Below are 21,683 nucleotides of genomic sequence, written 5' to 3' on the forward strand. Positions count from 1 at the left end.
CGGGGCCCGGTCGTGGACGAGCCTGGAAACATGAACGCAGACCAGCGATCCATCACACGCCGGGCCGCGACGGCGCTCGTCACGGCGGGAACCTGCGGGACGGTTCTCCTCTCGCTCCTCACCGCCCCGAACGCCGCCGCCCGCGGCCACGACACGCCCTCCGCCGCAGCGCGAACCGCGACCGGGGAGCCGACCGGAGAGGCGGGGAGGGCCGCGGGCGGGTTCCGGCATCCGTGCGCCGCCGCGAAGACCCGCTGCGACGGGGAGATACGGGTTCCGCTCGACTGGGGCGACCCGGCCTCGGAGCGGATCACGGTGGCGTTCGCCTGGCTGCCCAGGAAGGACACCTCCCGCCCGGCCTCCGGGACCGTGCTGGCCAATCCGGGCGGCCCGCTGTCGGCACTCCCCGCGGTGCCGGCCCTGGCCGAGGCCCTGGGACCGGTGCTCGACCGGCAGAACCTCCTGGTGGTCGAGCCGCGCGGGCTGGGGAAGCCCGCCCCGCTGCTCTGCCCGGGGCTCGACCTGGCGGTCCGGGAGACCGTCAAGGCCTGCGCCGCCCACCTCGGTCCTCGTAGCCGGTTCTTCACCGCCGACCAGGCCGTCACCGACATGAACGCCGTCCGCGACGCCCTGGGCGTGCCGAAGGTGACGTTCTACGGCATCTCATACGGAACCTTGTTCGCCGAGGCGTACGCCACCCGCCACCCGGGCACCCTCTCCGGCGTGCTGCTCGACAGCGTGGTGCCCACGGGCGAGGACGGCTACGTGGCCGCGCGGATCCGGTCCCGCGCCGACCTGCTCGACGTGGCCTGCGCCCCCTCACGCGCCTGCCGCCGCCTGCCGGGTGATCCCTCCGACCTTCTTTCCGGCCTGGTACGGCACCTGCGCGCCCATCCCGATCCTGAACTGCGGCTCTCGTCCCTCGCGAAGCTGCCGGACAGTCTCTACCTACCCATGATCGGCCGCGAGGCGAGCGCGGCGGTCGCCGCCTACCTGGACGGCGACCCGCACCCGCTGCGCCGTCTCACGCGGGTGGTCGACGAAGCGCCGGGCCAGCCGCTGCGCGCGCCGGAGCTGGCGGGCCTGCTCTCCTACGTGTGCGCCGACACCGCCTTCCCGTTCGAGCGCACCGCCCCGGCCGACGAGCGGTGGCGGCGGCTGACCCGCTACTACGACAGGGAACGCCCGTTTCGGCCGTTCGACGTGACCGACCTGGCCGGACCGACTCCGGGAAGGCCGATACTCGGCATGCAGGACATCTGCGTCGACTGGCCGGCTCCCCGCGTCAGCCCGCCCGTGCCGCCGGGCGCGGAACACCCTCAGGTGCCTGTCCTGGCCCTGGGAGGGGACTTCGACTCGACCACCCCGGCGGAGGCGGCCGCGGTGACCCGGCGCTTCCCGGACTCCACCTTCTCCCGGGTACGCTTCGCCGGCCACAACCTCACCACCGGCGTCGGGGTGAACGAGTGCGTCCGCGGCGCGATGCGTGCCTTCCTCACCGATCCGGCCGCCTACGACGACCGGCCCCGCTGCGACGACGCGAACTACCGCGCCCTCGGCTCCTTCCCCCGGACCGTGGCGCAGGTGCCCCCGGCACGGGGCACCGGCCTGGCCGCGAAGGAGCGGCGTGTCCTCGCCGCCGCCTTCGCCACCGTCGCCGACGCGACCGCCAGGCGCAACCCCCACGGGACCCCGCCCTGGTCGCCGGCCACGCAGGAGGGCCTGCGCGGTGGCCGGCTGACGTACGACGACAAGGCCGGCACCGTCCGGCTGCGGGACGTCCGCTTCGTCGGCGACCTCACGGTGAACGGCGAGGTCCGGCTGGGCAGCGGTGCCACGGCCCGGCTGACCGTCACCGGCGGCGACGACGGTGGCGGCTCGCACGCGCTGGAGCTGTCGTGGAAGGCGTTCCTGGCCCAGGACGACACCGCCGTCTCCGGCACCTTCGCGGGCCGCGGCTTCACCGCGACGATCCCCTCGCACTGACACCCCGGCCCGGCCGGGCGGCCCGGCCCCTCACGGGGGCCGGGCCGCTCTTCCGCACGACCGCCTCAGCCGGTATCGGCGGGACGGGAGGCGGGGGGAAGGCAGGGCGACGACCCGATGCCGGGCCGGTTTCCCCGCGTACGGCACACCGGGCGCGCCGGGCGCGGAGGATCGGTGGCGACACCCGCGAGGAGTCGTGCCCCGGTCGCAAGGCCGGGGCCGGAGAGCCCCGGCTCCCGCGCGACCGGCGTCCCGGTGCCCGTTGCCGGAAAGCAGGGATATGAGCCAAGATCAATAGGTTGATCCGCCGCGGCACGCGCCGCGGCCCACCGTCGAAGGGTAGACAAGTGATCAGGTCGGTTCCGAAGATGGTCGCCGTGACGGCCCTGGCCGCCGGTGTTCTCGCGGCGAACCCGGCATACACCGCGTACGCGGCCTCCGCCCCCTACACTCCCGAGCGCGTCTGCGGGGCGGGGTTCACCCGGGTGAAGGACGGCGTCCGTCCCCTCAAGTCCGGACGCGACACCTTCGGCCACGTCTACCTCATGTACAACCGCAGCACCGGTTACAACTGCGTGGTCAGCATCAAGACCGCCTTCTACCGGACCGCCACCTACACCACCGCCACCCTGACGGTGCGGGGCGGCAAGCCGAAGACCGACGCGGGCAAGTTCAAGTACTACGCCGGGCCGGTCAAGGTGAAGGCCCGAGGCAAGTGCGTCTCGTACTGGGGCAGCACCCGGGACACCCGCCTGGACTATGCCGAGGCGACCGGCGGCCGCAAAGCCTTCGGCAACTGCGGGTAGGGGACCCCAGGCACCGGGCCGCCCCCGCCGCCCCGCCCGTACCGGGGAAAGACCCTCGCCGGCGCGAGCGGTTCGCCACCGCGCGAAAGGAGGGCCTTCATCCGGACCGGCCCTCCCCCGTCCCAGGTGTCCGCGGGTCAGAGGCCGCTCAGGCCGAGCTCTCTGGCGATGAGCATCCGCTGGACCTCGCTGGTGCCCTCGCCGATCTCCAGGATCTTGGCGACGAAGTTCGCTACCCTGCGGCTTCGTCGCCATTGTCCCTCTGAGCTGGGAAATCTCTTGTTGTTACTTGTGATCATTTGCCATTGGTAGCCGCCCTCTAGCAGAACTGGGGCAGAACTAGAAGCAAGATCAAACGCCGACCGGCCGCGCCAGGCCCGCGAAGTCGCCGGTCACACACAGTGAAATCCCCTTGGAAGCGACCCGCCCAACATCACCAAGTCACCCAGTCGCCTGATCCACGTACTGGGACTCTTCCCACGCAGTGACATCCGCCATCTTGTAACGGACGTACTTGCCAATTTTCATGAAGCGCGGGCCACCACCGCGCGAATTCCACTGGTAGACCGTGCCGAGGGGCACGCCCACCCGTAGCGCAAGATCACCCGGCGTCAGGTGTTTTTCCGCCACCGATCCCTCCTCAGGGTCTTCAGTCCGGGAAACAGCCGTCACCATGAATTCGGGCAAAGCCCCTATTCATCTCATAGGTGATCAGACCTACCCGCTCTGACGCATCAGACGCATATGACGCATTAGGTGAATAATAGTGCGTCAGGTGCGTAACGGCAATCGTCGGCAAGTATCGCCAAGCCTCGGCAACCCCCCGAAGATCTCTCCAATGTGCGCGTTGCCTGAGGCGCTTCGGCGATCACTTCGTGAGCGTTGCGCTCCACGTCAGCGTCGCGAGCAGGCCGAGGCTCAGCGCGATCAGTACCGTCGCCCCGAGCTGACCCCAGCTCACGGACGCCAGGAGCCACGCCACGCCTCCGGTCATCGCCACACCCACCGCGCTGCCTCCGAGCCGCTCCAGCCACCACAGGGCCGCGCAGACCACCATGACGACCACAGGGATCACCAGGCGCCCCTGACGCCCCGCCACGTCGAGCACGAGCGCAGCGACCTGCACGGCCGACAGCCACGCAGGGATGACCAGCGCGCACGACACCCGCGCCCAGAAGCGGACAGCTGTCTGGGACGGGGCGGAGTTCTCAGCGAAAACGGCCATTGAACTGTCCTTTCTTCAAACAGGGCGTTGTCCCGCCCGGGGCCGCCGGGCGGGACAACAGCGGATTACCTCAGGTGCTTCTCGAACAGAAGGGCCGCTCTGAGCACGGCCTCCACGGTGGCCGCGGGCCCGCACTGCTCCATGGCCCAGCGCAGCGCGATGATCCGCTGCAGAGCGCGAGCCTCGAACTTCTCGCCGTCGATGACGATGACCAGCGGCGGGCCGCTGACCTCGACGTCTCGGTCACCGTTGATGATCACAGTTCTCCTTCGTCAACAGGGGGCGTCGCCGGGGATGTACGAGTCGGCCGGAACCGGATCAGGACCGGGCGATGGTGAGGTCACCCCTGCGGAGCAGGCGGGCGGTTCGGGCGCCTTCTCACCGAACGACTCGGCGAAGGGGTCGCCGCACGCGGTGAGCGGCAAGATGAGGGTCAGGACGAGGACGAGGACGGCGGAGCGGACGCGGGTCATGATCGGGCTTCTTTCGCGAGCGAGGGTCATGTCGTAGGCGTCGCGGACGCTCTGCGGCTCTCGCCACTGGGCAGGGCGCTCCTCGCCGGGCCACGGCCCGATCTCTTTCGTGATCTTGGGCTTTGGTGCCATGGTGGTATCTCCTCTTTGAGGAGCCCTGGGCCGTCCTTCTCTTGGTCGGGTTCGGCGGCCCAGGGCGATGAACATCGGTCACGAGTGCGGTCGGCGCATCACCTCCCTTGGTCGACGTAGGCGTAGGTGGTCCCGGTGCGCCACGCCAGCTCGGCGGACTCCAGCGCCGCGAGCCCGGCCTTGATCTCACCGAGCGAACAACCCTGGATCCGCTGGCCGCAGGCCGCGACGATCGACCCGAGATCCAGCGGCCCGTCTGCGGCGGCGAGCACTTCCTCCAAGGCGGCCTGCACGTCGCCCGACGTGGCCCGCGCGGGGGCGGCCTTCGGCGCGGACGCCTTCCGGCCGCCCTTGAGCGTGGCGGCGTACTCGTCGTAGAAGCCCAGGGTCACCTCGTCGAAGCGGCCGGCCGCCGGACGGGACGCGATCTCGAACTGATCGCGCGGGATCAGCGGGCGCATGGTCGCCTGGCGGCGGTCCAGGCCGCGCAGGTAGCCCAGGCCGTGAGTCTTGTCGCCGTTCGGGAAGTACTCGGGCAGCTTCGACGGGTCGTTGGCCAGGCCCACCATCTTGTGATCGGTCGAGGCGCCCGTACGGAACGCGGCGATGCTGCCGCCCCCAGCGATGTTCGCGCGGAACGACCGGCTCCGGCCCAGCTCGCCCAAGTCGAGGTTCTGCGTGAAGATGTCCAGGCCGATGCCCGGCTTGCGGTAGGTCTTCGCCCCCGGCCCCAGCAGCTTGATCGCCCGGGGGCCGAACACCTCGTCCTGGAACAGCAGCGGCGCCTCCTCGACGAGGGTGTAGATCAGGACCATCCCGCCGAGGTCAGGGTCACCGGGCACCAGGTACGACTTACCGACGCGCTCGCGTCCCCGGCTGTCTGACCACTGGGCGTGCGAGATGTAGTGGGCGCGCCGCTTGGCCACGTAGTCCAAGGCCTGCACTTCGCCGAACACGTTCTCGACGCCCTCGGCGTAGCGGTGCGTCTTGCCGTTCCAGTCCGGTTGTGAGCTGCCGTCCTGCGCGTCGAGCAGCACGGTCACGATGACCGGGCAGTCGTGGGCGAGGCAGATCTTCAAGTTGCCGAACCCGGACTTCCCGCTGCCGGTGGTGCCGCAGTTGCATCCCATCTGCGCGCCGCCGGACGTCGTCCACCATGACCAGTGAGCAGGCCGGAGGTCGTTGAAGTACCCGATGCGGGCGATGCCCGTCGCCACGTCGATCGCGGCGCCATCCTCTTCGAGGTACCGGGCCCGCTGCAGGTTGTCGCCGCGGGTGATGACCGTCAGCAGAGCTTGCGAGTTGTCGCCGTCCGAGGTCTCCTCGATCGTCACCTGATCCGGGCGGCCCCGCCACGCCGAGGCGATCGTCCCCGTGCCGGTCTGGAGCTTCGACAGCTCCGTCTTGCCGGGCTCGCCGATGATCCGCGCGGTGAACCCGCCCGCGACCGGCTCCGGCTTGTCCAGGCGGGTACCGGCGAACACCAGGTTGTTGGGAATGACGCGCTCTTCGTACCTGACCTGCTCCGGTGCAGGCCCGGCCTCCAGCTCAGGCTTCGGCTCCTCGGCGACGACCGCGGCCTGTACCGGCTCGGGCCGGTGCCGGAACCGGGTCTGGTGGTCACGCAGGAACGGCGCGGAGACGAGCGGCCCAACGAGCCACAGCGTCAGCGCCGTCCAGCCGAACGGCCCCCACAGGTACGCGGGGATCAGCCACAGCACCCCGGCGACGATCGCGGCCGAGTACGGGCTGCCGCCGCGGCGCTCCAACCAGATCAGCACCGAAGCGATGACGGCGAGCACCGCGCCGAGCTTCGCCCCGGGCACCACGGCGGCCACCGAGATCACCACGGCGATGCTCTGCAGGCCGACGATCCACGCGAGCGGGAGCAGGTTGGCGACGGCGCGGCGCTGCCGCCACGCGATCTTGCGGACCGCGACCTTGCGGGCCTGGTTGTCGTCGGCCGGCGTGGGCGGCGCGGTGGACTTGTCCTGCTTGGTGGGCACCGTGTGCTTCTTCCTCGTCGAGGGGAGGCGGGGAGGTTGGCGGATTGAGCCGCCGCCCGCCCGGCCCTGGTGCTGCGGGGCGGGCGGCGACTCGAACCGTCAGCCGTTGGTCAGCTCGTCGATCGCGTCGATCACGGCCCTGAGCTGCTGGGCGTACAGGCCGGCCGTCTCGGACACCTCGCCGATTTTGGTGAGGACGTCGCCGCTGTCGGCGAGCTTGCTGAGCTGGTCGGCCTGGATGCCGTCGATCGCGACGACGTCCTGCTCGGCGGTCTCGGCCGCGCCCTCGAAGAGGCTGCGCAGGCTGGCCAGGCCGCTCGCTTCGCCGTTGAATGCCATGTCGGGGTCCTCCTGTGATTGCGGTTCAGGTTCGGTCTGGGGGCTGGGATCCGGAGCCGGGTCGGGCTCCGGGGTGGGCTGAGGTTCAGGCGGGGGCTCGGCGGGCTCGTCGTCCCGGGCCGGCTCGGTGACCACCTCGACGTTCGGGTCTTCGACGACCTCGACCTCGAACGGCTGGGCGTTCTTGTAGGCCCGGTAGCTGTCGCGGCCACCTCGCCAGGTGGTGAGGCCGACCCGCTTGGCCGCGACGACCGTGCGGTATCCGCCGTACGCGGTGCCGCCTACCGCGACCGCGCCCCATCCGCAGGTCTTGAGCAGCGCGGCCATCCAGCGGCGGGGGTCTTTCCACCCTGGGCTGTCGCGCCGCAGGTACGTCTGCGCCTGCGTGTAGCGCCTGCGGGTCGCGCTGTAGCCCGCGCGGAACTCCTGGGCGGCCTGTCGGCTTCCGGACCGCCACGCGCCGCTGACGGCGACGCGGGCGTCCTTCCGGAAGATCATGGCGCCGATGAGCGCGACCAGCGCGGCCAGCAGCAGGAAGGAGATGATCATCAGTTCACCTGCGACATGATCGCGTCGGTGCCGCGCTCGGCCTGCTCAGCCAGGAAGGTGAACGTCACCGTCGCCGTCATGATCACAACGGTGAGCAGCGGGAGAAGTGCGACGCCGCGTAGCGGCTTGTCGACCTTGCCGTCCTTGGCGTCACGGATGTAGTGGATGCCCACCCACAGCAGCAGGCACAGCGCGACCACACCGATGGCGATGGTCGCCGTGTCGTTGGTCACCAGGTCGACCGCCCACACGATGAGGAACACCGGGCCGAGCCCGGCGGCGATGAGCAGCCCGGCGACGAGCTTGTCGACATCCCACCTGCGCAGCGGCAGGGCCAGGCAGATCAGGACGGCGGTGTAGGCGAGCCCTCCGAGGATGGCAACGAGCATGAGGGGACCTCTCTCAGATGAGGAACAGCAGAAGGGCGACGAGGGTGTGCGCGGTGGCCACGGACAGCCGCGCGGGGTAGCGGAGGATCCACAGCAGCGGCTGCACCACGGCGTTGACCGGGACGACGAGGCCGAACCCGTACGCGCGGTAGAGGCCGCGAAGCACCGCCGAGTCGAGGGGCGCCGAACCGTACTGGTCGACGAGCTCGACGAGCGACGGCAGCCGGGCCGGCGGCGACTCGACGAGGCGCGAGGGGTACCAGATCAGCCACAGCAGGGTGTGCGCGGCGGCTGTGAGCGGCACCGCGACCCCGCCATACGCCCGGTACGCCCAGAACAGCGCGCCGATTTCACGCGGCACGGACGGCACGGCCTTGTACTGCTCGACCAGCTCGGCCAGCGACGGCAGACGCTCACCCAGCACGTCCGCGTAACCCCGGCCGGCGGCGTCGACCACCCGGCGGAGCGCTGTGGTGCTCGCGTGAGCCGCCCGAGCGAGCAGCCCTGCAGGGCGAACCGGTGTGGCCGTGGCCACCGTGGGGTCGCTGCGCAGCTGCACGACCTCGGCGAGCTGCTCGGAGACGGTGGCCGTCTCCTGCTCGACGTCATCAGCGAGAGCGAACGGGGATGTCATGCGGCGCACGGTTTGCCTCCTTCACGGTGTCGCGGGCGATCTGTTCTAAATCAGCGGCGATGGACTGCCACCCCTGGTCAGCTTTGGCGGGGTCGTCCTTCGCGAGGGCGGCCATTTCGGCGCGCACCCAATCCCAGGACGCTTCGGCCTTCTCCCTGCCTGTTCGTGCCTTCGCGATGGCGGCGCTGTACCTGGTTTCGCGGTCTTCTCTCCGCTGCTGAGCACGGGACTTTCTGGACAAGCACGCCCCCGGCTTTGGCTACTGACTGTGACATCGGTTATGGTGGCCTCGCGCGCGCCCGCGCTACGCGCATGCGCGCTGCGCGTACAGCCGCGCGTTGAGGCCTCGAATCGGGCCTGGTCGGTCGTCTCGGGCAGGTGAATCGCCACCGGGATCTGGTCACGGACAGTGAATTTCACGGCGACTGAAGCAGGACCTTCAGGGCGTTGTCCCAGTCGTTCCGGTCGTTCTCCGCGCCGAGCGGAACCAGCTCGTACATGGCGGCCAGGTGCCGACCGAGCAGGTCGCGGGAGACGCGGAACGTCCTCCCCCGCAGGCCGCCGACCTGGACCGACCACAGCACCCATTCCTCGTCCATCGACGGGAAGGCCAGCAGATCCGCGCAGACCGCTTCCCGCTCCGTGCCCTGCTGCAGCACGGCGCGGGGAACGTCCAGCGCCGCCGCCGAGCCGGTCATCGGGATGCGGACGAAGTGCGGGTCAGCCGGCCGGTAGATGAGCCAGGCGTCGACGGCCTCGTTGGTGCCGTAGTCCCACATCTGGATGAAGAGGCTGCGCTCGTTGATGGCGTCGGCGGGGCTCATGTCGTCTCTCCGGGGGTGTCGGTGTGCGTCTCGTCCGCGCGGACGATCCGCTCGTGCGCCTCGATGCGAGCGGCGGACGGTCCGCCGTTGGCGGCGCGGACGGTCCGCGCGGACGGACGGCTTTCGTCCGCGCCCGTCCGGGCGGACGGGGCCTCGGCGCGGAGCCGCTTCAGCAGCGCTCCGGTGCGGTCGTTGGAGATGGGCTGTCCGGTCGCCTGGACTGCCGCGCGGAGGTTGTCGCGGGTCAGCCGGACGGAGTTCTTCGCGAGTTCGTCCGCGACGCGCAAGCCGAGCGGCATCAGGTCGTCCACGCTTTCCGGAGCTGCGGACGGCTTGCTCGTCCGCGTGGACGGTCCGCCCTTGCTGACGCGGACGGTCCGCGGGTTCGTCCGCCGTCCGCCCGTTCGCCGTCCGCGCGAAGCGGGCTTCTCGTCCGCCTTCGGCTTGGGCTTCTCGTCCGCGCCTTCGTCCGCCGCCGGGCGGGGCTTCTCGTCCGCGTCCTCCGTCTGCTCGTCCGCCTCCTTCTCGGCGCCCTGTTCGTCCGCCTGGTCCGCGTCCGTCCCCGGCAGGCGGAACATCCTCATCCACCACTTCGTGTGCGGATCGTCCGCGCCGTTCGTGGCGGACGGTCCGCCGCCGTCCCCGGCCTCCAGGGCGGGGACGAGCTGCGGGACGTAGCGCGGGACGAGACCGGCGCCGACCCGGTTGATGAACCGCTCAGCGTTCGCCTTCGCCTGGACGGCGTCCGGGTCCGCGCCGTACAGCTCCTCCGTCAGCGCGGCCATGTGCGTCAGGGTCAGCTGGACCGTGGCGCGCTGCGCTGCGATCACCGCCGCCTTGGTGTCCTCGACCGATTCCCACGTCATGCGGACGGCGCGGCGCTCTCGCACCACCGACACCGCGACCTGAGGCGACTGCACGCCCTCGCCCACGGCCCAGCGGAACGCCGCGAACGTCTCCTTGGTGTGCAGCGCCCACCGCAGCGGGGAGAACTTCGGCGCTCTCGGGTCGATCAGGCCGGCCTCGCGCAGGTCTTGGCGGTGCAGGTGCCGCGAGTGCATCGCCCACAGCCACGGGGAGATGAGCGAGCAGGCGGCGAACAGCTCCGGCGTCTCCGGCACGTGCGTGTAGCTCAGCCAGGCAGCTGCCGCACCGATCAGGTACGACCTCATGCGCAGGCCCCACGCCGCATCCCCCTCTCGCAGCGCGACGTGCGCGTGCCAGGAGACGTAGACGGCGACGGACTCGACGATCGCGGCGCCGGTGGCCGCGGCCCACGCCGGTACGCCGAGCGCGATGAACACCATGTACTGCCCGCCGACAGCGACGAGGTTGACGCCCAGGTTGGTGACGGACATGACCGCCAGGCGGCCGAGGACTTGCGCGCGCGCGGCCCACCGGGCACCGATGAGCTTCCACCGGTCCTCGCTGTCCTTGCGGTCCTGCTCGGTGCGGGACCGGCCCCGCCGCTTCTTCTGCTCGGCGCGCAGCTCGGCCGCGCGCTCACGCTCGGCCTTGGCGTCGTCGTGGCGCTGCTGCTTGTCGAGCCGCGCCTGGTCGCGCAGCTGCTCGCGGGCGATGCGCGCCTGCTCCGCCTGCAGGCGGCGGCGCTCGCGCTCCGGGCTCGTGATCGTGAACATCAGGCCGCCACCGCTTCGGCGTCTTCGACCAGCTCGACACCTTCGGCCGGCTCGGGCGCCGCCGAGCGGATCGCGATCCGCTCCTCCGGGGTGGTGCCCGCCGCGATGCCGTCGACCTGGTGGCGCGGCCGGCCGTGCTCCATGAGGAGCGTCCGCTCCAGGCACGGCCCGAGGTCGCCCCCGAGGTCGCCGCTGAAGGTGAAAGGGCAGCCTTCGCACTGGATGGCGGCAGCCGCCGCGTAGCGGTCCGCGAGCTTCGTGATGGGGTACCAGTCGTCCGGCGTGGACGAGCGGACGCACAGCGCCGCCGGGGTGAGCACGATCTTGTCGAGCTCCTGCAGGCGCTTGGCGATAAGGACAGGACTGGATGTGACAGCACGCAGGCGCGCTGCCACCATGTGGCTGTACATCGGGTCTGTTTGTCCTTTCGCGAGGGCAGACCTTGTGTGCAAGGGCCTCGTTCGGAGTTGGCGCTCCGGCGGGGCCCGCTGCGTTTGTAGTTGTAGGTGCGGTTCTTCGTTGGCGCGAAGACCGATCCCTTAAGGATCATCAGCTCCTGTTTTTATCATAACAGGGGGTGCGGTGATATGGTGCAGCAGCGGCACGCCACCTGTCAACACCCCAGGTAGAACCGCTGATCTTCACGTACTAGCATCAGGTCTTCCCGAGAGGAGCACGCCGCTGTGCCTGGCAAGCGCTACGAAGAGATCGCGGACGATCTCCGCGAGAAGATCCGCAGCGGCTTCTACCCTCCCGGCGAACCACTCCCCCACAGCGAACTCCTCCGCGCCCAATACGGCGGAGTGGGTCAGGGGACCTTCACCAAGGCAATGGAGATCCTGAAGGACGAACAGCTCGTCCGGCGCGTCGCCAACCGGGGCATGATCGTCCAAGAGGTGCCCGCCATCGTGGACCTCTCCCTGCGCATCTCCCCCGCCGACGACTTCGGCCTCTGGGAGGCGGCCTGCCGACGCGCAGGCGTCGACGGCCTCGTGGTGCTCACCGGGGTTCGACCAGAACCCGCCGAGCCGGACATCGCTCACGCCCTGAACATCGCCGCGAGCGACACCGTCGTCTACCGCACCCGGCGCGCCACGATCGCTGACCAGCCCGTGCTCCTGGAAGAGACGTACTGGCTCTACGAGACCTTCGACGAAACCCCCCCGGTCGCTGTCGTCTGGCAGCGCACCAGCGCGAAAATCGCCAGCACAGAGGAAGCCGCCCAGCTGAAACTGTCCCAAGGCTCGTGGGTGCTGGCCGTCGAGCGGGTCCTGCGCGACGAGGCCGGCCGCCGGACCGCGCTGCAGCGGTGCGTCGCGAATCCGCTGCGGGTCCAGCTTCTCGAAGAAGATCTGCCGCTGACGCCGCCCGCATAAGTAGGCCAAAGCCCTATTTACGGCCGTCCGTTTACCGAATCCGATTTGACCCGATTCGTTATCTCTCGGCTGAGCCGCCGCCGCATGCTGCTGTTTCCCTGCATAACTTGCGGCTAATCCTGGACAAAAATAGGCCCTGTACGTCTAGCCTGAGGATGTCTAGTCTTCAGGAGGTACAGGGCCATGGCCGACGCTATCATGTATGCCGATCTGGGCCATAAGATTCGCACTCTTCGGATGAGCCGCGGCTTCACACAGGAGGACCTGGCCCACGCCAGCAACCTCAGCCTCGCGGTGGTTCGGAAAATCGAACAGGGCGGCACTGCTCGCATGGAGACCTATCACGCCCTCGCGGTTGCCCTGGGCGTAGTTACCGTGACATTCGCGCAACCCGGCCCCCCTGAGCCAATGCTCGACGGGCCCAACGAAATGGTCCTGGCCCCCATCCGCGCAGCGATCGCCCCAGCAATGGATCTGGCCGGTCAACCGATGTACGGCACCGCCGACTCCGACGAAATCTCTCTATCCCGACTCGAAACCGCCGTGTCCGCCCTCGGGGCGATCTACCACAGCAACCGATACGACGAATTGGCCACACTCCTGCCGTCGCTCATTCTCTCCGCCCGGCACCACGTCACCAGCCTGGACGGCGACCCCACCCAGCCAGCCGCGCTGCGACTCCGCTCCGACGCCTCCAACCTCGCGGCGCGCTACCTCATCCAGGTACGCGCCCACGACCTGGCCCTGATCGCCATCCAGAGCGCTCAGCGCGATGCCCTGGCCATCGGCGACATGCAGCTCGCCGGGGCCGCCATCAGCGTCCAGGCATGGGCGATGATGCGGCAAGGGCGTTTCCGTGAGGTCATGGACCTGTGCCTGCACGCGGCCGACATGATCGAACCCGGCATGCGTCGAGCCACCCCGGAGGAGCTGGAAGCGTGGGGATGGCTGCTGGCGCGGGCCTCGGCTGCCGCCATACGCAACAACCAGCCGGTCGAGGCAGAGGAGTACGCCAATCTGGCCGGTATGGCCGGTGCCCGGATGGGGCGCGAACACAAGCGGAGCGCCGGCCGGTCCTTCGGCCCGCTGACAGCGGCTCTCATCAAGACGGAAAACGCGATGATCGAGGGTGAGCACAGGAAGGCAGTCGCCTTACACGAGGCTTTGCCGAAGGGAGTCGGCAAGACGGACTCCAGCACATGGAACCGGGCACTACTGGACGCGGCCCGCGCAAACGCCCGAATTGGTGATGTGTCTCGCGCAACAGAGATCATGACCAAGCTGAGAAAAGAGGCGCCGGAGTGGCTGCGCTATCAGCAGCTCGGGCGCGACGCGACGAGAGAACTCGTCAGCACGGCAAAAAGGAAGCTGAACACCGACCAGAGAGCCCTCGTTGACTTCTTTGGCATGACCGACTGAGGTACCACGCTACGTAGTACTTCATTGCGGGGCGCCGACGAACTACGGCGCTCCGTGGCTGTACCACGCTGGCCTCTCTCCGTACTTTGGGCTTCGTGGATGACGAGCGCACCACCCTAATATTCGGGCCCAGCGCAGCCGAGATACTGCAGGCTGAATTTCCCGAATACCTCATTTGGCGGGACTTCACGCCAGAAGGCGGTCACGGCGATTGGTGTGCCCGGCACAGCAATGCCGCAAATGAGGAAAATGTGCTCCGTCATTCCGACCCTGAAGGGTTACGGAAATTGCTGGAGGCTCATAGTGGCTAACAAAACTGCGTGCTCCCCTAAGTCCGCCGCGAATGCACCGGAAACGGCGCCCGAGGAGTGCAGCGACGCAACGGCGGAGAGACACGACAGGGCGTTGGCCGTCGTGCAGCGACTGCTGAAAGCGAAGGAAATTCACACCTTCGCCATCCACACGATCGCCCTGAAGATAGCTCACGACGGCGTGCCGTGGCCGCCGGCCCAGCGAACGCGACGCACCCCCGAGCTTGTCGCTCACAGCCGTGAGGGCTGGGAGGTGGCGACCGTGACCGTGGGGACCCGCTCCAACTGCTACGTGGTTTCCCTGCCTTCGGTGGGCGTCACGGCCCAGCTGGTGAACGCCGACCAGCCGCACGCGGTGGTGGATCTGATTCTCACGGCGCTGCCGAAAGAGGCGGCGTGATGCCGGAGATAGCAGAGTTCAACGTCACAGAGAACCCGGACGGCACTTTCGAGGCGCGACGCAAGGGCAGCCCCGAGGGCGCCCCTGCTGACGTGACCGAATCGACGTTCCGAGACCTTGAGCTGGGGTGCCTGGCCGCACGGGTCAGGTGGACGATCTGGCCGGAGAGGAAGCCGCAGTGACCGGCGCCGCACCGACGCAGCTTCGAGCCCCGGCCGTCGTCGCACACGAAGGCGAAGCCCTACCGCAGCACGTCATCTTCGTGAATCACCCCACCGGGCCGCGCCTGCGGCATGCACGCCCTCGCCCAGGCGACTGGGGCCATGGGGTCCTGCGGGCTCGCCAGAAGACGAACCGGCGGGGCCGACCCATCTTCCCCAAGGTCCACACCCGCCGTCAGTGGCAGTACATCGACCTCGGGCTCTGCCAAATATGCACTAGGCCGGCACGCGATCAGGAGTCCGGGCGGTGGTCGTGGCTGCTCTCCGACGACGGCAAGTCAGCAGACCAGGGATACACCAACGCTCCACCCACCTGCCGGGACTGCATCCCCGAAGCGATCGAGCAGTGCCCCCACCTTCGCAAGGCCGCGGTCACCTACACCGTGGGCAGTTACAAGCCCTACGGCGTCCTGGCGAACCTGTACGTGCCCGTTGGGGGGCTGGCTCTCCCCCTCGCGGAAGGGGTCGAGCTGACGCTGTCCGACGACCGCCTCGGGCGGGCTTTGGCCACCCAGCTTCTTGTGTGCCTCGACGACCTCCAGCCCGCGCCGCACCTGGCGGGCTGAACCCCTCCTGCTCGACCTCCCATTCACCTACGGAGACACCGTTGCGCCTTAAAACCATCGGAAACGTGCTCTTCATCGTCCTCACCTTGGCTCTCGCCGGATGGACGGTGGCCTCTCCGGACTCGGTATCCAAGCCCGTCCTCGCCGGGGGGATCGCGCTGTACGCGGTGGTCCTGGCCGTGCTGTTCACCACGACTCGACGCAAGCGGCCCCAGTAACAGGCTCCCGGTAGGGCCAGCCTTCCCCGAGGACGGTCTTCGCCCGACCGCCGCCCTACCGGGGCACAACACCCCCTGGCTGTAGGTGAACCCCACGTCACCATCCCTCTATGCCACACCCGGGCGAGGGGAGGGAGCAGCCAGGGGGCACCACGCCGAAGCGCCGCGTGAAGACGCGGCGGCCCGCCTACCCGCACGAAAAGTGAGGGTTAGAAATGATCGAGGTGAATGCTCATGCTCGACATCGCGACCTTCCCCACCTTCCACGACGCGTACATCGCTGTGCTGGACGCGACCACCAACCGCCCCGAGCACAGCATCGCCACCCGAGGCAACACCTCCGCTGAACTGCTGAACGTGTCATATCGGATCACCGACCCCAGAGACCGGCTGCCGTTCCTCACCCGCCGGCCGGTGAACATCGCCTACAACCTCGCCGAGGCCCTGTGGTACCTGTCCGGCCGATGTGACCTCGACATGATCGGCTACTACGCGCCGGGGATGGGCACCTACTCGGCGGACGGGCAAACGCTCACCGGCACTGCCTACGGCCGCGCCCTGTTCACCCCTGGCGGAGACGGACACACCCAGTGGGATCGGGTCCTGGACCTGCTACACAAAGATCCCGACAGCAAACGGGCCGTGCTGGGGTTCTTCCGCCCCGACGAGCTGGCCGACCCGGCCAACCCGGACGTGTCGTGCACGATCGCCGCCCAGTTCCTGCTGCGTGAGAACCGCCTGCACCTGACGTCCTACATGCGCGGCAACGACGCCTACATGGGGATGGTGTCCGACGTCTACGCCTTCACCTTCCTGCAGGAGTTCGCCGCCATCCTCCTGGGCGTGCAGGTCGGGCACTACACCCATCACGTCGGGTCGATGCACGTCAACGAACCCGACTACAAGGCGGTGCGGCGCCTGCTGGCCGAGGCTCACCAGGACGGCTACCAGCGGCCGGTCTTCGCCCCGCCGATGATGCCCTCCCCCTCCTCCTGGTGGGAGGTGCTTACAGTGCTGGAGCAGGAGGAGGCGCTGCGAACCAACACCGTCCACCACACCCCGGCCACCATCGAAGCCACCGGGCTGCCGCCCTACTGGCAGCAGGTCCTCCTGGTCTTCGAGGCTCACCGGCAGATCAAGCACACCGACCGGCCCGTCACCCCCGACATCCTCGACGCCCTGGACCCGGGATACCGGTGGCTGGTCACCCACCGGTGGCGCAACCGCACCACGGCCGACGCACCGTGACGCCGGCGGGCGGGTGGGGCCGATGGGCCGTGATCCTGTGCAAGCCCGACGCGACCCGCCGCAACCTGGTCGAGCCGATCCTGGCGTGGATCGGCCGTGAGGTGGAGATCACCGCCGTCCGCCAGGTCACGGTGACCGAGCAGCAGATCCTCACCCACTACGCCGACATGATCGAAATCGGCGGCCGGTTCCCGTTCGACGTCGTGGCCGAGCTGCGCCGCAACTACGTCGGCGCCACCGTGACGGTCGCCCTCGGCCGAGGTGACAGCGACGACACCCCGCAGCGGGTCCGGGCACTGCTGGGCCACTACGCCCCCGCCCAAGCCGCCCCCGACACGATCCGCGGCCACTACGGCATCGACTCCACCGCCGCCGCCGCCGCTGAAGGGAGGTTCATCGACAACCTGGTCCACACCAGCGACGACGCCCACGGCGCCGCCCGGGAGTTCGCGGTGTGGTTCGGGCCCCACCACCATCACCTTCTTCGCCCCCAGGAGCGACGATGACCGCAGAGCCCGTGTCCATCTCCCCGACCATCGGCCCGAAGACGCTTCGCGTCATGCCTGCGAAACAGCAGGCCGGCCTCGACCCGTACATGGCTCAGATCATCACCAACCGCAAGTCCGGACTGTCGCTGAACCACATCGTCGGATGCCCGCTGGACTGCGGGTACTGCGTCCGCCACTTCTGGGGGAACTTCGAGGTGAAGATCCCCCAGCTTCTCGTCACGACCCCCGCGGCGGTGGAGATGCTCGTCGGACACGAGGCGTTCCGGCCGCACACCACGCCGTTGCAGCTGTTCAACAAGGCGACCGACCCGATGCTGCCCGGTGTGAAGCCGCACACGTTCGCCGTGCTGGAGGAGCTGGACCGGCGCGGCTTCACCAATCTGGTGCTCATCATCACCCGCTTCCACGTCACCGCGGCCGACATGGACGTCCTGGAGTCACTCAGGAACGTGCGGGTGACGCTGCTGTTCACCTACTCCGGGATCCGAGACGCCCGGGTCGAGCCGATCGCGAAGACGACCACGACGGTGGACTCCATCATCACCGCGGCCCGCCTGCGTCGGCGGACGAAGGTCATCTTGTACTGGCGGCCGATCGTGCCCGGCTGGAACGACGACGCCGACACCATGGCCGGTGTGCTGGACGTCGGCCGGCACGTGGACGCGGTCGTGTTCACCGGCTACTACCACAAGGAGGAAAACGCCACCTACCTGCGTGAGCTGGGAGTGGAGGTGCCCTACGAAGACGACTTCCAGCGGCGCAAGGTCCTGCCCGGCGAGCTGGACGCGAAGGTCGTGCAGGCGTGGCGCACCTCGGGTATCACCACCCCGCTGTTCCGGAAGACGTCGTGTGGCGTCACCTACGGGTGGCAGGTCGCCGACTACAACGGGCACCTGGGCGTGCCGGAGATCTGCGACATCTGCCCTGAGGAGCAGGTCCGGCGGTGCCGGGCAGCGCTGGAAGCGCCGAGTGAGGAGGAGTTCCGGGCCGCGCTGGAGTCCTTCGGCTACGACATCGACGCGCCGTTCCTCGTCGAGGACGGCCACGTCCTCACCCACGCTCTGGGTGAGCAGCGCCGCTACGCCCTCCAGCACGAGCTGGGCTACCAGGTGTGGGAGGTCGCTCACCCGCATGTCCACGCCGCTCATGGCCGCGCTCTGCAAGGGTACGTACTGAGCCCTGACGAGCAGCGGCAGCTCGACGAGGCACGAGACCGGCTCATCGCCGCGGCCCGCTACGACGACGACTGACCCACCAGGAGAGACGCACCATGCACAACCAGCCATGGACTGCTGCGCGCCTGGTCGCCTTTGACCTGGAGGGCACCGGCAGCCAGGACCGCGAAGATGAGGCGATCTTGGAAGTCGGGGCAGTTCCGCTGCCTGGTGGGCGCCCGGACGTACAGGGCGCCTACGACTCGATCGTGAACCCGGGGCGGCACATCCCGCGCCGCCCCTGGTCCCCGCCCGGCCTCACCAACGATGTCCTCGCCTCCGCCCCTTCGCTGGAGCACATCACCCCGGAGCTGACGGCCCTCCTGGACGGGGCGTACATCGTCGGCCACAACGTGCACGTGGATTGGCGGCTGCTGTCGCTGCGCTGCCCCGGCATCCGCCCGGCCGCCCTGATCGACACACTGAAACTCGCCAGACGCGTCCATGAGGGCAAGCGAAGCCTCACCGCGCTTCTTGACCGCTACCAGCTGACCGACGAGGTGACCAAGCTCGTCGGCGGACAACCCCACCGTGCCCTGTGGGACGCCGCTGGCGCTGGCCTCCTGCTCGGCAAACTCCTCGGTGATCTGCCTGGCGGTGGCGCTCTCACCGTCGCCGGGCTTCGAGACGTCGCTGGCTCACCGCTCGGCGACGACGGCGAACACCCCGTGCCGCTGTTTTGATCTCGTACGGAAAGGCCCCAGGGAAATTCGGGCCAGTGGCGGCTAACGGTGGCCGGTCGTAGCCTGCCGAGATCACCGAGCAGGAAGGCGGCCCCCTCATGCCGCAGCAGGTAGCACCGGGTCTTCTGTCGTGGGCTTCCGACATCGAGTCCGGCACCATCGAGCAGGCCGCTCGCGCCGCCCGCATGCCGTTCGTTCCGAGTCACGTCGCGCTGATGGCCGACGCGCACGTGGGTATGGGCGCCACGGTCGGCTCCGTCATCCCGACCGAGGGCGCGATCATCCCGTCAGCGGTCGGCGTCGATATCGGCTGCGGGATGGTGGCCACCGAGACGACCCTCACCGCGGCGGACCTGCCCGACACGCTGGCCCCGCTGATGCCGCTGGTGGAGAAGCGGATCCCGGCCGGCGTCGGCCAGGGCCACGCTGACCCGCGCATCGACGCCGAGCTCCACGCGGTGGGCCTCCCCCACACCGCGCTCACCGGCAAGCAGGAGACCACGACACTCGCCCAGTTCGGCACCCTCGGGTCCGGTAACCACTTCGTCGAGGTGTGCCTGGACGAGCGCGACCGCGTGTGGACGGTGCTGCACTCCGGATCCCGCGGCATCGGCAACCAGCTGGCCACCAAGCACATCGGCGAGGCCAAGAAGCTGATGCGGCGCTACTTCATCACCCTCGAAGACCCGGACCTGGCCTACCTCGTGCAGGGCACCCCGGAGTTCGGCGCGTACCTCGAAGACATGCTGTGGGCCCAGCGGTACGCGCTGGCGTCCCGCGCCCGTATGGCCGAGGTCCTGGTGGCGTCGCTGTTCGAGGTCGTCGGCCAGGGCGAGGCCGTACGGACGATCAACGCTCACCACAACTTCACGCAGCGCGAGAACCACTACGGCAAGAGCCTGTGGATCACCCGGAAGGGCGCCATCAAGGCCGCGGCGGGCGACGAGGGGGTCATCCCCGGCTCGATGGGCACCCGCTCGTACATCGTGACGGGCCTGGGCAACGCCTCCTCCTACAACTCGTCATCGCATGGGGCCGGCCGCCGAATGTCGCGCAGCCAGGCCCGGCGGGAGCTGTCGGCCGAGTCACTGACCGAGGCGATGGGCGACCGGACGTGGAACGCTGACCGCGCGGGCGCCCTGGTCGACGAGCACCCGCTGGCGTACAAGTCGATCGACCAGGTGATGGCCGACCAGAAGGACCTCGTCACCGTGCAGCACACGCTACGGCAGATCTTCAACTACAAGGGCTGACAACGACGAAGAGCGGGCCTCTGTGAATCTTTAAAAGATGCACGGAGGCCGCTGCAGTTCGAGTTATTCTCGCGATACGAGGTGCTTGATGATTTGAAGGGTAACCCAGAGCACAGCCGCGAACGACAAGAGCACGAAGCCCACTGAGCTGATCAGCATCGTCGGCCCCATCGTGGTGATGATCTTTTCCGCGTCGACCTTGTCCGTAAGCAGAATGGCGATCACGAGCAAACCGCAGCCGTCGTAGATAGCGGGAGGACCGCCCCTATGGGGCGGGCCAGTAGCAGCTGCCCCTTCAGGCATGTTCTGAGCGGATCGTTCTGCCGGGTCACGACGGAAAGGGTCCCTGTTCAACATCCCAAGCTCCCTGAGGGGCTAAGAGAGTCCACCCAGGAGAGCCTGAACGAACCCCGAGAGGGTGGTTGGGCGGCTGTCGTGCTTGGCAAACTCGATGGGCCACCCGAATTTTTTGTTGGTTTCCAGAGCGTACCCTTTCATGCCAAATGTGATAGTTAAGGCAAGCCCCAGGCATAGTAAAATTTCTGCTAGTAGCGGCGTGGCGTATTTCTAAAAAAAGATCTACTCAGAACGGGACGGAATTTGACGGCAGAGATTGGACATGTCGCCACAATGTGGCATAGTTAAGTAGTTCAACCGGAAGAACTCCAGTTGAGGGCGGGGCCTATCGATTGTCGTGCTTGGCAAGGTAACTGGAATCGTGGGCCCTACAAGCAAATAACAAATGCCCTGCTCCTCCTTCATGAGGAGCAGGGCATTTTTGCGTGGCTAACAAGAAGAAGACCCCGCCCGTCTCCGAAGAGACGGGCGGGGGCTTCTTGAAGTCCAGCTACGGCCGGTTTATCCCGGGTCCGGCCGTATGGAGCGCCGCCTCACGACGAGCGCATTCTCGCGGGGCTCCTGGAGGGTCGCTCCGGGCGCGAGACGATCATGATCCTACCGCTGATCGAGCGGCAGGTCCGGCCGCGCGGTGTGCCGGGCCTTGAAGCCCGCCAGGTACGAGGCGAGACCGGGCAGCAGCGGGATGAGCAGGGTCTCCAGCGCGTCCGGCAGCCACGCGATCAGGTCAAGGTCGGCCTGGACGGCCTGCAGGACGGTCAGGCCCGCGAGCAGGCTCAGGTACGAGCCCGCGCTGGCGGCGGTGACCTTCCGCTCGATCGGCACGCTCTCGGTGACAGGTTCGCCGTGCATGTCCCCTCCTAAGGGGTCCAGAAATGCGAAAACCAGCCGCGAATGGGCTGGTC

26 protein-coding genes and 1 pseudogene are annotated in these 21,683 nt (G+C 68.6%); 13 read left to right on the forward strand and 14 right to left on the reverse strand.

Annotated elements, in window-relative coordinates:
• Window positions 1-30: 30 nt before the first annotated feature.
• Together ACTOQ1_RS01115 and ACTOQ1_RS01120 are read left to right on the forward strand one after the other, a co-directional pair.
• Window positions 31-1,986, forward strand: coding sequence for an alpha/beta fold hydrolase (locus ACTOQ1_RS01115; protein ID WP_440063727.1), 1,956 nt, complete (start codon window positions 31-33; stop codon window positions 1,984-1,986).
• A 347-nt stretch (window positions 1,987-2,333) separates the two neighbouring features.
• Window positions 2,334-2,792, forward strand: coding sequence for a hypothetical protein (locus ACTOQ1_RS01120; protein WP_440063729.1), 459 nt, complete (start codon window positions 2,334-2,336; stop codon window positions 2,790-2,792).
• Between the two features lie 137 nt (window positions 2,793-2,929).
• Here the strand turns inward: ACTOQ1_RS01120 and ACTOQ1_RS01125 are convergent.
• From ACTOQ1_RS01125 to ACTOQ1_RS01180, 12 genes and pseudogenes are all read right to left on the reverse strand, one after another.
• Window positions 2,930-3,013: pseudogene (locus tag ACTOQ1_RS01125) on the reverse strand (acyl-CoA dehydrogenase family protein); the annotation flags it as partial.
• A gap of 220 nt (window positions 3,014-3,233) precedes the next feature.
• Window positions 3,234-3,422, reverse strand: a complete 189-nt coding sequence (locus tag ACTOQ1_RS01130) for a helix-turn-helix transcriptional regulator (RefSeq protein ID WP_440063730.1) — start codon at window positions 3,420-3,422, stop codon at window positions 3,234-3,236.
• A 238-nt stretch (window positions 3,423-3,660) separates the two neighbouring features.
• On the reverse strand, window positions 3,661-4,017 hold the full coding sequence (locus ACTOQ1_RS01135) for a hypothetical protein (protein WP_440063731.1): 357 nt from the start codon (window positions 4,015-4,017) through the stop codon (window positions 3,661-3,663).
• Window positions 4,018-4,082: 65 nt separating this feature from the next.
• Complete coding sequence (locus ACTOQ1_RS01140; protein ID WP_440063732.1) at window positions 4,083-4,277, reverse strand: hypothetical protein; 195 nt, start codon at window positions 4,275-4,277, stop codon at window positions 4,083-4,085.
• A 12-nt stretch (window positions 4,278-4,289) separates the two neighbouring features.
• Window positions 4,290-4,622, reverse strand: a complete 333-nt coding sequence (locus tag ACTOQ1_RS01145; RefSeq protein ID WP_440063734.1) for a hypothetical protein — start codon at window positions 4,620-4,622, stop codon at window positions 4,290-4,292.
• A 98-nt stretch (window positions 4,623-4,720) separates the two neighbouring features.
• On the reverse strand, window positions 4,721-6,628 hold the full coding sequence (locus ACTOQ1_RS01150; RefSeq protein WP_440063735.1) for a hypothetical protein: 1,908 nt from the start codon (window positions 6,626-6,628) through the stop codon (window positions 4,721-4,723).
• Window positions 6,629-6,727: 99 nt separating this feature from the next.
• Window positions 6,728-7,516: a hypothetical protein gene (locus tag ACTOQ1_RS01155; RefSeq protein WP_440063736.1), complete on the reverse strand. Its 789-nt coding sequence runs from the start codon at window positions 7,514-7,516 to the stop codon at window positions 6,728-6,730.
• Window positions 7,516-7,905, reverse strand: coding sequence for a hypothetical protein (locus tag ACTOQ1_RS01160; protein ID WP_440063737.1), 390 nt, complete (start codon window positions 7,903-7,905; stop codon window positions 7,516-7,518). Before ACTOQ1_RS01160 ends, ACTOQ1_RS01155 begins: the two co-directional genes overlap by 1 nt.
• Before the next feature lie 13 nt (window positions 7,906-7,918).
• Window positions 7,919-8,548, reverse strand: a complete 630-nt coding sequence (locus tag ACTOQ1_RS01165) for a hypothetical protein (RefSeq protein ID WP_440063739.1) — start codon at window positions 8,546-8,548, stop codon at window positions 7,919-7,921.
• 407 nt (window positions 8,549-8,955) lie between these two features.
• Window positions 8,956-9,363 (reverse strand): SsgA family sporulation/cell division regulator, encoded by a 408-nt coding sequence (locus ACTOQ1_RS01170; protein WP_440063740.1) that lies wholly within the window; start codon window positions 9,361-9,363, stop codon window positions 8,956-8,958.
• Window positions 9,360-11,003 (reverse strand): hypothetical protein, encoded by a 1,644-nt coding sequence (locus tag ACTOQ1_RS01175; RefSeq protein WP_440063742.1) that lies wholly within the window; start codon window positions 11,001-11,003, stop codon window positions 9,360-9,362. The genes ACTOQ1_RS01170 and ACTOQ1_RS01175 overlap by 4 nt, the downstream gene beginning before the upstream one ends.
• Window positions 11,003-11,413 carry a hypothetical protein gene (locus ACTOQ1_RS01180; protein WP_440063743.1) on the reverse strand — a complete coding sequence of 137 codons (411 nt, stop codon included), beginning with the start codon at window positions 11,411-11,413 and terminating at the stop codon, window positions 11,003-11,005. Before ACTOQ1_RS01180 ends, ACTOQ1_RS01175 begins: the two co-directional genes overlap by 1 nt.
• A gap of 273 nt (window positions 11,414-11,686) precedes the next feature.
• Between ACTOQ1_RS01180 and ACTOQ1_RS01185 the strand changes: the two genes are divergently transcribed.
• From ACTOQ1_RS01185 to ACTOQ1_RS01235, 11 genes are all read left to right on the forward strand, one after another.
• Window positions 11,687-12,379, forward strand: a complete 693-nt coding sequence (locus ACTOQ1_RS01185) for a GntR family transcriptional regulator (RefSeq protein ID WP_440063744.1) — start codon at window positions 11,687-11,689, stop codon at window positions 12,377-12,379.
• A gap of 183 nt (window positions 12,380-12,562) precedes the next feature.
• Entirely contained in the window at window positions 12,563-13,798 is a 1,236-nt protein-coding gene (locus tag ACTOQ1_RS01190) for a helix-turn-helix domain-containing protein (protein WP_440063745.1), read from the forward strand.
• 405 nt (window positions 13,799-14,203) lie between these two features.
• Complete coding sequence (locus ACTOQ1_RS01195; protein WP_440063746.1) at window positions 14,204-14,509, forward strand: hypothetical protein; 306 nt, start codon at window positions 14,204-14,206, stop codon at window positions 14,507-14,509.
• Window positions 14,509-14,691: a hypothetical protein gene (locus ACTOQ1_RS01200; RefSeq protein WP_440063748.1), complete on the forward strand. Its 183-nt coding sequence runs from the start codon at window positions 14,509-14,511 to the stop codon at window positions 14,689-14,691. Before ACTOQ1_RS01195 ends, ACTOQ1_RS01200 begins: the two co-directional genes overlap by 1 nt.
• Window positions 14,688-15,296, forward strand: a complete 609-nt coding sequence (locus ACTOQ1_RS01205; RefSeq protein WP_440063749.1) for a hypothetical protein — start codon at window positions 14,688-14,690, stop codon at window positions 15,294-15,296. Before ACTOQ1_RS01200 ends, ACTOQ1_RS01205 begins: the two co-directional genes overlap by 4 nt.
• Window positions 15,297-15,361: 65 nt before the next feature.
• Complete coding sequence (locus tag ACTOQ1_RS01210; protein WP_440063751.1) at window positions 15,362-15,514, forward strand: hypothetical protein; 153 nt, start codon at window positions 15,362-15,364, stop codon at window positions 15,512-15,514.
• 234 nt (window positions 15,515-15,748) lie between these two features.
• A complete protein-coding gene (locus ACTOQ1_RS01215; protein ID WP_440063752.1) occupies window positions 15,749-16,762 on the forward strand; it encodes a thymidylate synthase in 1,014 nt (337 codons plus the stop codon).
• Between the two features lie 29 nt (window positions 16,763-16,791).
• Window positions 16,792-17,268 (forward strand): nucleoside-diphosphate kinase, encoded by a 477-nt coding sequence (locus ACTOQ1_RS01220; RefSeq protein ID WP_440063753.1) that lies wholly within the window; start codon window positions 16,792-16,794, stop codon window positions 17,266-17,268.
• The gene (locus ACTOQ1_RS01225; RefSeq protein WP_440063754.1) at window positions 17,265-18,521 is read left to right on the forward strand and encodes a hypothetical protein; all 1,257 of its coding nucleotides are present in this window, start codon (window positions 17,265-17,267) and stop codon (window positions 18,519-18,521) included. The genes ACTOQ1_RS01220 and ACTOQ1_RS01225 overlap by 4 nt, the downstream gene beginning before the upstream one ends.
• 20 nt (window positions 18,522-18,541) lie before the next feature.
• Window positions 18,542-19,168, forward strand: a complete 627-nt coding sequence (locus ACTOQ1_RS01230; protein ID WP_440063755.1) for a 3'-5' exonuclease — start codon at window positions 18,542-18,544, stop codon at window positions 19,166-19,168.
• 98 nt (window positions 19,169-19,266) lie between these two features.
• On the forward strand, window positions 19,267-20,421 hold the full coding sequence (locus tag ACTOQ1_RS01235) for an RtcB family protein (protein WP_440063757.1): 1,155 nt from the start codon (window positions 19,267-19,269) through the stop codon (window positions 20,419-20,421).
• Window positions 20,422-20,484: 63 nt separating this feature from the next.
• Here ACTOQ1_RS01235 and ACTOQ1_RS01240 read toward each other — a convergent pair whose 3' ends face one another.
• A complete protein-coding gene (locus ACTOQ1_RS01240) occupies window positions 20,485-20,778 on the reverse strand; it encodes a hypothetical protein (RefSeq protein ID WP_440063758.1) in 294 nt (97 codons plus the stop codon).
• 597 nt (window positions 20,779-21,375) lie between these two features.
• Window positions 21,376-21,630 carry a hypothetical protein gene (locus tag ACTOQ1_RS01245; RefSeq protein ID WP_440063759.1) on the reverse strand — a complete coding sequence of 85 codons (255 nt, stop codon included), beginning with the start codon at window positions 21,628-21,630 and terminating at the stop codon, window positions 21,376-21,378.
• Between the last annotated feature and the right edge of the window lie 53 nt (window positions 21,631-21,683).

Source organism: Streptosporangium sp. OZ121 (assembly GCF_051918885.1).
In the GTDB taxonomy this organism is placed as follows: domain Bacteria; phylum Actinomycetota; class Actinomycetes; order Streptosporangiales; family Streptosporangiaceae; genus Streptosporangium.

Bases quoted from the DNA above. Each gene is read 5' to 3' on its own strand.
- ACTOQ1_RS01115 (WP_440063727.1), top strand. From the start codon at position 31: ATGAACGCAGACCAGCGATCCATCACACGCCGGGCCGCGACGGCGCTC.
- ACTOQ1_RS01135 (WP_440063731.1), bottom strand. From the start codon at position 4,017: ATGGCCGTTTTCGCTGAGAACTCCGCCCCGTCCCAGACAGCTGTCCGC.
- ACTOQ1_RS01145 (WP_440063734.1), bottom strand. From the start codon at position 4,622: ATGGCACCAAAGCCCAAGATCACGAAAGAGATCGGGCCGTGGCCCGGC.
- ACTOQ1_RS01155 (WP_440063736.1), bottom strand. From the start codon at position 7,516: ATGATCATCTCCTTCCTGCTGCTGGCCGCGCTGGTCGCGCTCATCGGC.
- ACTOQ1_RS01160 (WP_440063737.1), bottom strand. From the start codon at position 7,905: ATGCTCGTTGCCATCCTCGGAGGGCTCGCCTACACCGCCGTCCTGATC.
- ACTOQ1_RS01170 (WP_440063740.1), bottom strand. From the start codon at position 9,363: ATGAGCCCCGCCGACGCCATCAACGAGCGCAGCCTCTTCATCCAGATG.
- ACTOQ1_RS01175 (WP_440063742.1), bottom strand. From the start codon at position 11,003: ATGTTCACGATCACGAGCCCGGAGCGCGAGCGCCGCCGCCTGCAGGCG.
- ACTOQ1_RS01180 (WP_440063743.1), bottom strand. From the start codon at position 11,413: ATGTACAGCCACATGGTGGCAGCGCGCCTGCGTGCTGTCACATCCAGT.
- ACTOQ1_RS01190 (WP_440063745.1), top strand. From the start codon at position 12,563: ATGGCCGACGCTATCATGTATGCCGATCTGGGCCATAAGATTCGCACT.
- ACTOQ1_RS01200 (WP_440063748.1), top strand. From the start codon at position 14,509: ATGCCGGAGATAGCAGAGTTCAACGTCACAGAGAACCCGGACGGCACT.
- ACTOQ1_RS01215 (WP_440063752.1), top strand. From the start codon at position 15,749: ATGCTCGACATCGCGACCTTCCCCACCTTCCACGACGCGTACATCGCT.
- ACTOQ1_RS01225 (WP_440063754.1), top strand. From the start codon at position 17,265: ATGACCGCAGAGCCCGTGTCCATCTCCCCGACCATCGGCCCGAAGACG.
- ACTOQ1_RS01230 (WP_440063755.1), top strand. From the start codon at position 18,542: ATGCACAACCAGCCATGGACTGCTGCGCGCCTGGTCGCCTTTGACCTG.
- ACTOQ1_RS01235 (WP_440063757.1), top strand. From the start codon at position 19,267: ATGCCGCAGCAGGTAGCACCGGGTCTTCTGTCGTGGGCTTCCGACATC.
- ACTOQ1_RS01240 (WP_440063758.1), bottom strand. From the start codon at position 20,778: ATGTTGAACAGGGACCCTTTCCGTCGTGACCCGGCAGAACGATCCGCT.
- ACTOQ1_RS01245 (WP_440063759.1), bottom strand. From the start codon at position 21,630: ATGCACGGCGAACCTGTCACCGAGAGCGTGCCGATCGAGCGGAAGGTC.